An 8,147-nucleotide genomic window follows, 5' to 3' on the forward strand; every position below is an offset into this window, starting at 1 on the left:
GTATGGACCTCCTCACCAACACCATCCGCCCCTACGCGTGGGGCTCCACCACCGCCATCGCCGAGCTGATCGGCGAGCGGCCCACCGGTGAGCCGCAGGCCGAGATGTGGATGGGGGCCCACCCCGGCGCGCCCTCCCGGACCCCGCGCGGCAGCCTGCCCGACGTGATCGCCGGCGACCCCGAGCGCGAACTCGGCGCCGGCACCGTCGCCCGCTTCGGCCCGCGGCTGCCGTTCCTGCTCAAGCTGCTGGCCGCCGCCAGCCCCCTCTCGCTGCAGGTCCACCCCGACCTCGTCCAGGCCCGCGAGGGGTACGAGGCCGAGCAGCGCCGCGGCATCGCCGTCGACGCCCCGCACCGCAACTACAAGGACGCCAACCACAAGCCCGAGCTGATCTGCGCCCTCACCGACTTCGAGGGCCTGTGCGGCTTCCGCCCGGCGGCCGGGACCGCGGACCTCTTCGACGGCCTCCAGGTGCCCGCCCTCGCCCCGTACACCGAGGCCCTGCGCACCCTCCCCGAGGCGGACGCGCTGCGCCAGGTCCTCACCGACGTCCTCACCGGCGACCCCGCGGAGACCGCCCGCACCGTCGCCGACACCGCGGCGGCCTGCGAGCGCCTCGGCGGACGGTACGAGGTCTACGCCCGGATAGCGCGACACTTCCCCGGCGACCCCGGGGTCCTCGCCTCGATGCTGCTGCACCACGTCCGCCTGGCGCCCGGCGAGGCCCTCTACCTGTCGGCCGGCGTCCCGCACGCCTACCTGCGCGGCCTGGGCGTCGAGCTGATGTCCACCTCGGACAACGTGCTGCGCTGCGGCCTCACCCCCAAGCACGTCGACGTCCCCGAACTGCTGAAGGTGGTCCGCTTCGCGTCCCGCGGGACCGAGGTGCTCACCCCCCGCCCCCTGCCGGACGGCGAGGAGCTGTACGAGACCCCGGTGGACGAGTTCCGCCTCTCCCGCCTCCGCCTCACTGACGGAACCGCCGCAGCCGACCTGACCCGGCCCGCGCCGCAGGTGCTGCTGTGCACCGAGGGCGGCGTGCGCGTCGGCGAACTGAAGCTCGCGCCCGGCGCCTCGGTGTTCGTGCCCGCCGGAGAAAGAACCGAAGTGTCCGGGAGCGGGACGCTTTTCCGGGCAACCGTCTCCTGCTGAGGACCGCTCGACAGCACGGTCGCCACGCCCCCGTGGCGGCGGCCTGCAACAATGCCGACGGTCAACGGACATGACGGCTGAGCAGGAAGGACCACGCGAACTCATGAGCGCGTCAGGCGGAACCAAGGCGATCGTCGCGGCACTGGCCGCGAACCTCGCGATCGCGGTAGCGAAGTTCGTGGCGTTCCTCTTCAGCGGCTCGTCGTCGATGCTCGCCGAGAGCGTCCACTCGCTGGCCGACTCCGGCAACCAGGGCCTCCTGCTGCTCGGAGGCAAGAAGGCCAAGCGCGAGGCCACCCCGCAGCACCCCTTCGGCTACGGGCGCGAGCGGTACATCTACGCCTTCCTGGTCTCCATCGTGCTCTTCTCGCTCGGCGGCATGTTCGCCCTGTACGAGGGCTACGAGAAGATCAAGGACCCGCACTCGCTGCAGCACTGGTACTGGCCGGTCGGCGTGCTGGTCTTCGCGATCATCGCCGAGGGCTTCTCCTTCCGGACCGCCATCAAGGAGTCCAACGGCCTCCGCGGCGGTCTCTCCTGGACCCAGTTCGTCCGCCGCGCCAAGGCGCCCGAGCTGCCCGTCGTCCTGCTGGAGGACCTCGGCGCGCTGGTCGGTCTGGTCCTCGCCCTCGGCGGCGTCGGTCTCGCCGTCCTCACCGGCGACGGCGTCTGGGACGGCATCGGCACCCTGTGCATCGGCGTCCTGCTGATCGTGATCGCCCTGGTGCTGGCCGCGGAGACCAAGTCGCTGCTGCTCGGCGAGGCCGCGGGCATCGAGGAAGTGAAGAAGATCGAGGCGGCCGTGGTCGACGGCGACACCGTGCCCCGCCTGATCCACATGCGCACCCTGCACCTCGGCCCCGAGGAGCTGCTGGTCGCCGCGAAGATCGCGGTCAAGGCCGACTCCGGCGCCGCGGAGATCGCCGGCGCCATCGACGCCGCCGAGAAGCGCGTCCGCGCCGCGGTCCCGATCGCCCGCGTCATCTACCTGGAGCCGGACATCTACAGCGAGTCCGCCGCGGCCGCCGGCCCCGACCCCGAGGCCACCCCGGGCGGCGCCCACCCCGCCCACTGACCCGTACTCCACCGCGAAGGCCCGCCCCGGCATCCCCGGCGGCGGGCCTCGCCGTTTCCCGCCCTCCGCCCGGGCGTTCCCGGACCGTCCGCCTAGCCCCACGCGGCCCACTGCGGCGCCCCCATCGGCACCTCCCGTCGCCTCGCCACCGCGCCCACGATCCCCAGCACCACCCCCACGACCAGCGCCACGAACCCCGCCACCGCGCCGACCAGCAGCCACCGCAGTGCCGACGCCGGCACCACCCGCCCCACCACCGCGTCCTCCGCGACGGTCCCGCCCCGGTCGTCGAGGAAGGAGCGCGAGTCACGGGAGTTGTCGCGGTTGTCGCCCAGCAGGAACAGCCGTCCCTCCGGCACCGTCACCTGGTAGGACGGCGCGAAGCTCTCGTGCGATCCAAGGTACGGCTCGTCCAGGGCATGCCCGTCGACCGTCACCTCCTGGGTCCGCCCGTCCCCTCGTGTGGCGACCCGCTCGCCGCCGGTCGCCACCACACGCTGTACCACCAGGGCGCCCTGGTACCGCTCCGGGAAGCGGTACAGCACCACGTCGCCGCGGCGGAGGTCGGCCTCCGCCCCGTCGACCCGCTCATAGAACATCCGGTCACCCGGCTCGAACGTCGGCCGCATGCTCTCCGAGGGAATGGTCGCCGTGGCGTAGCCGGTCAGCACCCGCAGCAGGCAGAACCCCGCCACCGCGATCCCCACCACTCCCGCCGCCACGCCCGCCGTCACCAGCCGTGCCGCTCTGTTCATCATCTGCCCCTTCTCCAGGCCCATTTGGGCCCGACGAGGCTAGCCGGACCGTCCCGGACTGGGGCGCGGCGGGGCTGCCGGTGTAGCTTGGGACGGAGCCAGACGTCGCTGCTGATGGCGGTCGGGCGGTACCACGCGGTGAGCGACGGGCCGGCCGAGGGAGAGAGGGCCTCCGACGGACTGCGCTGCGCGCGCGTGGGCACTCCTGTGCCGACGGGGCACCGTGGTGCCCCGGACGCCGTCGCGCAGACCAGCCGTACCCGACCTCTACCCACACACCCGCTATCCGCGAGGAGCAGCACTTCATGACTGTCGACAACCGACAGGACTTCAAGGTCGCCGACCTCTCCCTGGCCGAGTTCGGCCGCAAGGAGATCACTCTCGCCGAGCACGAGATGCCCGGCCTGATGGCGATCCGCGAGGAGTACGCCGCGGCGCAGCCGCTGGCCGGCGCCCGCGTCACCGGCTCCCTGCACATGACGGTCCAGACCGCCGTCCTGATCGAGACCCTGGTCTCCCTCGGCGCGCAGGTCCGCTGGGCCTCCTGCAACATCTTCTCCACCCAGGACCACGCGGCCGCCGCCATCGCCGTCGGCCCGAACGGCACTCCCGACGACCCGCAGGGCGTCCCCGTCTTCGCCTGGAAGGGCGAGACGCTGGAGGAGTACTGGTGGTGCACCGAGCAGGCGCTGACCTGGCCGGACAGCCCCACCGGCGGCCCGAACATGATCCTCGACGACGGCGGCGACGCCACCCTCCTGGTCCACAAGGGCGTCGAGTACGAGAAGGCCGGCGAGGTCCCCGCCCTGGAGACCGCCGAGTCCGAGGAGCACCTCGAGATCCTCCGCCTGCTGCACCGCACGATCGGTGAGGGTTCCCAGAAGTGGACCCACCTGGCGTCGGAGATCCGCGGCGTCACCGAGGAGACCACCACCGGCGTGCACCGCCTCTACGAGATGCAGCGCGACGGCGTGCTGCTCTTCCCGGCGATCAACGTCAACGACGCGGTGACCAAGTCGAAGTTCGACAACAAGTACGGCTGCCGCCACTCCCTGATCGACGGCATCAACCGCGCCACCGACACCCTGATCGGCGGCAAGACCGCCGTGGTCTGCGGCTACGGCGACGTCGGCAAGGGCTGCGCGGAGTCGCTCCGCGGCCAGGGCGCCCGCGTGATCGTCACCGAGATCGACCCGATCTGCGCGCTGCAGGCGGCGATGGACGGCTACCAGGTCACCACGCTCGACGAGGTCGTCGAGACGGCGGACATCTTCATCACCACGACCGGCAACAAGGACATCATCATGGCCGCCGACATGGCCAAGATGAAGCACCAGGCCATCGTCGGCAACATCGGCCACTTCGACAACGAGATCGACATGGCCGGCCTGGCCAAGATCCCCGGCATCGTCAAGGACGAGGTCAAGCCGCAGGTCCACACCTGGGCCTTCCCCGACGGCAAGAAGATCATCGTGCTGTCCGAGGGCCGCCTGCTGAACCTGGGCAACGCGACCGGCCACCCGTCGTTCGTCATGTCCAACTCGTTCGCGGACCAGACCCTGGCCCAGATCGAGCTCTTCACCAAGCCCGACGCGTACCCGATCGGCGTCTACGTGCTGCCCAAGCACCTCGACGAGAAGGTCGCCGCCCTCCACCTCGCCGCGCTCGGCGTCAAGCTCACCAAGCTCCGCCCCGAGCAGGCCGCCTACATCGGCGTCGAGGTCGACGGCCCGTTCAAGTCGGACCACTACCGCTACTGAGCGGCGGTCCGCAGCACGGCACCTCCCGGCAGGCCCTCGCCCTCGCGGCGGGGGCCTGCCCCCGTCCGGCACCCCGAGGACCCAGGACACCCGATGCCCACCGGCCGCTACCTGCTCCACGACCCGTACGACGGCGCCCCGCTCGGCCAGGAGCACTTCCAGTGCGCCCCCGGCCCGTCCGGCTGGCGCTACGTCTCCCAGCTGCTCACCCCCGAGGGGGACCACCGGGGATCGGTCGACGTCACCCTCGACGCCCTGGGCCGCCCGCTGCGCGTGGAGCTCCACGCCGGCGGCTGGCAGGTGCGCGGTGCCGCCCTCGACGGCGTCACCTGGGTGCGCACCGACCCGACCGGAACCCACGCCACGGAGGGCAACGTCCAGGCGCACGCCCTCACCGGCGACTCCCCGGCCTTCCTGATCGCCACCGCCCGCCTGCTGCGCCCGGAACTGTCCGCCGCGCCGGTCCGCGTCCGTCTCGTCGCGTTCACCGACCCGGTCCTCGCGCCGCTGACGGTCGACCGGACCTGGGCCCTCGTCGGCCGGGACACGCACACCACCGACACCGGGCCGCTGGTCGTGGACGAGTACCGGGTCACCGACCTCGACACGGGGGAACAGCACACCGTGCACCTCGCGGGGGACGTCGTCCTGTCCGCACCCGGCGTGGAGCTCGACGACCTTCAGTCACCGCCGTCGGCCTTCACCGACGGCGGCGCGTAGGCGCGCAGGCGCGCAGGCTCAGGCGGGCGGCGCGAAGCCTCCGCCAGGACGGTCCTCCTCCGGCGCGGCCGGCTTCGCCAGGTCCACGGGGGCCGAAGGCGCCGAGGGGGGCGCGGGCGGCGCGGGCGGTGCCGGGGGAGCCGGCGCCGTTGCCGGAGCGGCAGCGGGGTGGGCCGGGTGGACCGGCGGCGGAGTCGCCGAAGGGGGCGCAGGCGTCGTCGCCGTCGGCGGGACCGGAACGGACCCGGGAGCCGGAGCCGGCCAGGGCCCCGGAACAGGAGCCGCCGCGGGCCACGGCTGCGCGGTCGGCGCGGGGCCGTACGCGGGAGCCGGACCGTACCCCGGAGCCTGCCCCCATGACGGGTACGCCCCGCCCACCGGCGCCTGCACCCGGGCCCTCGCCTGCGCGGCGGACTGCGCCCGGGCGACCTCCCGCATCTGCCGCTCGTAGAACACCGCCCCCAGGAACTCCGGCGCCGGAACCCCCTGCGTCTGCGCCCCCGTCCTGGCCGCCACGTCCGCGGCCAGCCGGTGCGCCACCTCGTGGCCCACCGCGGGATCCAGCTGGGACATCCGCGTCAGGTACTGCCGCACCGCCAGCCACAGGTCGTCCGGCACGGCGGACAGGTCCAGCTGCGCGAACCGGCCGACCAGCCACGGCAGCGGGGGCGGAGTCCCCCTCACCTGCCCGCCCGGCACCCGCTCGCGCACCACCAGCGTCCCGGCGAACACGTCGCCGAGCCGCCGCCCCCGCGCGGAGGCCAGCGAAGCGATGCAGGCGACCACGCCCCAGGTCAGAATGAGCTCGAACATCCCGAGCAGGCCCCGGACCAGCGCGTGACGGAAACCGATGGGCCCGCCGTCGTCCCGCACCACCCGCAGTCCCAGGGCCAGCTTGCCCAGCGACCGACCGCGGGTGAGCGCCTCCACCGCTATGGGCGCCCCGACGGGGATCAGCAGGAAGGTGCCGAGCGAGATCGCGGCGCCGGCCGCGTCGTCCACCGTGTTCATCGTGGCGAAGAGCAGCACCATCACGAGGATCCAGGCGAGCAGCGCCACCGTCAGGTCGAGCAACAGCGCCAGCCCCCTGCTCGGGAGCCGCGCCGGTCTGACCTCCAGGGCCACCGCCTCGCCGGTCACCAACTGATCCATCCGCCCCGCCCCTTCCGACCGCCCCGACTTCCGACACCGCGATCATGCCCCGGCCGGGATTCCTCCCGCACTGACGTGCGGGCCGCCAGTCTGCCAAGCTGTGCAGCACGCCGCCGCAGGACCGCCCTGTCGACGCAGGTTGAGGAGCAGCCGACACCCATGGACCTGGACGTCTTCGTCGCCACCCATCGTGCCGAGTGGGACCGTCTGGAAGCGCTGCTGAACCGTCGGCGCCGCCTGACCGGCACGGAGGTGGACGAACTCGTCGCCCTCTACCAGCGTGCGGCGACCCATCTGTCCGTCGTCCGCTCCAGCGCCCCGGACCCGCGGATCACCGGACGGCTGAGCCAGCTCGTCGCCCGCGCCCGAAGCCGTGTCACCGGTACGCGCAAGGGGTCGTGGAAGGACGTGGCCCGTTTCCTCGGGCAGGGGTTCCCCGCCGCCGTCTACCGGTCACGTCGCTGGTGGGTGCCGACGGCCGTCCTGTCCATCGCGGTCGGGGCCCTCCTCGCCTGGTGGGTCGCCACCCATCCCGAGGTGCAGGCGATTCTGGGCTCGGACGAGGACCTGCGCGAGATGACCCGTCCCGGCGGTCAGTACGAGAACTACTACTCGAGCCACCCGGCCGCCTCGTTCGCCGCCCAGGTATGGACCAACAACGCCCAGGCAGCGGCGCTCTGCCTGATCACGGGCGTCTTCCTCGGCCTGCCGGTGCTCTACGTCCTCTACCTCAACATGCTGAACCTGGGCATCGGTGTCGGTCTGATGGCCGACGCCGGACGGCTCGAGCTGTTCCTCGGCCTGCTCCTGCCGCACGGCCTGATCGAGCTGACCGCCGTCTTCGTCGCCGCGGGGACGGGTCTCAAGCTCGGCTGGACGGTCATCGACCCCGGACCGCGGACCCGCAGGACGGCTCTCGCCGAGGAAGGGCGGGCGGCGCTGGCCATGGCGATCGGCCTGGCACTGGTGCTCTTCGTGGCCGGCGCGATCGAGGGCTTCGTGACCCCGTCGGGCCTCCCGACCTGGGCACGCGTGGGCATCGGGGTCGTGGTCGAGCTGGCGTTCCTCACCTATGTCTGGGTACTCGGCGGCCGCGCCGTCCGTGCGGGCGAGACGGGCGATGTGGAGGAGAGCGGCCGGAGCGCCGAGGCGCCGGTCGTCGCCTGATGTGCATCGGGCACCTACAAGCTGCTACTCTCCTCTTCGCCCCCATCGTGCCGTTGACGCGGCACGATGGGGGAGGTAGATTTGAACAGTTGCCCGAAGCGGTGCGGAGCACCCACCGGCAGCCGGTAGGATCTACCGAGTCGCTTCCCGGACGTTCATCGGACCGGGGCGGCAATCCCCCGATAAATCGGAAATTCGAAGCCGGCAAGACCGGCCGAAAACATCTGATAAAGTCGGAACCGCCGGAAAGGGAAAACGCCGAAAGGCGGAGGACCTGGAAAGCACCGAGGAAATCGGAACGGAAACGGTCTGATAGAGTCGGAAACGAAGGAAGCGCCCGGAGGAAAGCCCGAGAGGGTCAGTA

At 72.2% G+C, this 8,147-nt stretch carries 7 protein-coding genes; 5 read left to right on the forward strand and 2 right to left on the reverse strand.

The window, feature by feature from the left end; all coding sequences use genetic code 11:
* Positions 1 to 2: 2 nt before the first annotated feature.
* Together manA and ABT026_RS09355 are read left to right on the forward strand one after the other, a co-directional pair.
* Entirely contained in the window at positions 3 to 1,154 is a 1,152-nt protein-coding gene (manA, locus tag ABT026_RS09350; RefSeq protein WP_351113515.1) for a mannose-6-phosphate isomerase, class I, read from the forward strand.
* A 103-nt stretch (positions 1,155 to 1,257) separates the two neighbouring features.
* On the forward strand, positions 1,258 to 2,229 hold the full coding sequence (locus ABT026_RS09355; protein ID WP_351113516.1) for a cation diffusion facilitator family transporter: 972 nt from the start codon (positions 1,258 to 1,260) through the stop codon (positions 2,227 to 2,229).
* Between the two features lie 92 nt (positions 2,230 to 2,321).
* Here ABT026_RS09355 and lepB read toward each other — a convergent pair whose 3' ends face one another.
* Positions 2,322 to 2,987 (reverse strand): signal peptidase I, encoded by a 666-nt coding sequence (gene lepB, locus ABT026_RS09360; protein WP_351113517.1) that lies wholly within the window; start codon positions 2,985 to 2,987, stop codon positions 2,322 to 2,324.
* Between the two features lie 302 nt (positions 2,988 to 3,289).
* Here lepB and ahcY point away from each other — a divergent pair, with 302 nt between their 5' ends.
* Both ahcY and ABT026_RS09370 read left to right on the forward strand, forming a co-directional pair.
* Positions 3,290 to 4,744 carry an adenosylhomocysteinase gene (ahcY, locus tag ABT026_RS09365; protein ID WP_351113518.1) on the forward strand — a complete coding sequence of 485 codons (1,455 nt, stop codon included), beginning with the start codon at positions 3,290 to 3,292 and terminating at the stop codon, positions 4,742 to 4,744.
* 93 nt (positions 4,745 to 4,837) lie between these two features.
* A complete protein-coding gene (locus ABT026_RS09370; RefSeq protein WP_351113519.1) occupies positions 4,838 to 5,464 on the forward strand; it encodes a hypothetical protein in 627 nt (208 codons plus the stop codon).
* Positions 5,465 to 5,482: 18 nt separating this feature from the next.
* On the opposite strand, the gene ABT026_RS09375 is transcribed toward ABT026_RS09370, so the two are convergent.
* Complete coding sequence (locus ABT026_RS09375; protein WP_351113521.1) at positions 5,483 to 6,616, reverse strand: RDD family protein; 1,134 nt, start codon at positions 6,614 to 6,616, stop codon at positions 5,483 to 5,485.
* A 159-nt stretch (positions 6,617 to 6,775) separates the two neighbouring features.
* Between ABT026_RS09375 and ABT026_RS09380 the strand changes: the two genes are divergently transcribed.
* Entirely contained in the window at positions 6,776 to 7,783 is a 1,008-nt protein-coding gene (locus ABT026_RS09380) for a stage II sporulation protein M (RefSeq protein ID WP_351113522.1), read from the forward strand.
* Positions 7,784 to 8,147 lie beyond the last annotated feature (364 nt).

The sequence above is a fragment of the Streptomyces sp. NPDC002734 genome (assembly GCF_040295685.1).
Classification (GTDB): Bacteria; Actinomycetota; Actinomycetes; order Streptomycetales; family Streptomycetaceae; genus Streptomyces.

What these genes read in the sequence shown, in the direction of transcription:
- manA (WP_351113515.1), top strand. Translation starts at nt 3, where the DNA reads ATGGACCTCCTCACCAACACCATCCGCCCCTACGCGTGGGGCTCCACC.
- ABT026_RS09355 (WP_351113516.1), top strand. Translation starts at nt 1,258, where the DNA reads ATGAGCGCGTCAGGCGGAACCAAGGCGATCGTCGCGGCACTGGCCGCG.
- lepB (WP_351113517.1), bottom strand. Translation starts at nt 2,987, where the DNA reads ATGATGAACAGAGCGGCACGGCTGGTGACGGCGGGCGTGGCGGCGGGA.
- ahcY (WP_351113518.1), top strand. Translation starts at nt 3,290, where the DNA reads ATGACTGTCGACAACCGACAGGACTTCAAGGTCGCCGACCTCTCCCTG.
- ABT026_RS09370 (WP_351113519.1), top strand. Translation starts at nt 4,838, where the DNA reads ATGCCCACCGGCCGCTACCTGCTCCACGACCCGTACGACGGCGCCCCG.
- ABT026_RS09375 (WP_351113521.1), bottom strand. Translation starts at nt 6,616, where the DNA reads ATGGATCAGTTGGTGACCGGCGAGGCGGTGGCCCTGGAGGTCAGACCG.
- ABT026_RS09380 (WP_351113522.1), top strand. Translation starts at nt 6,776, where the DNA reads ATGGACCTGGACGTCTTCGTCGCCACCCATCGTGCCGAGTGGGACCGT.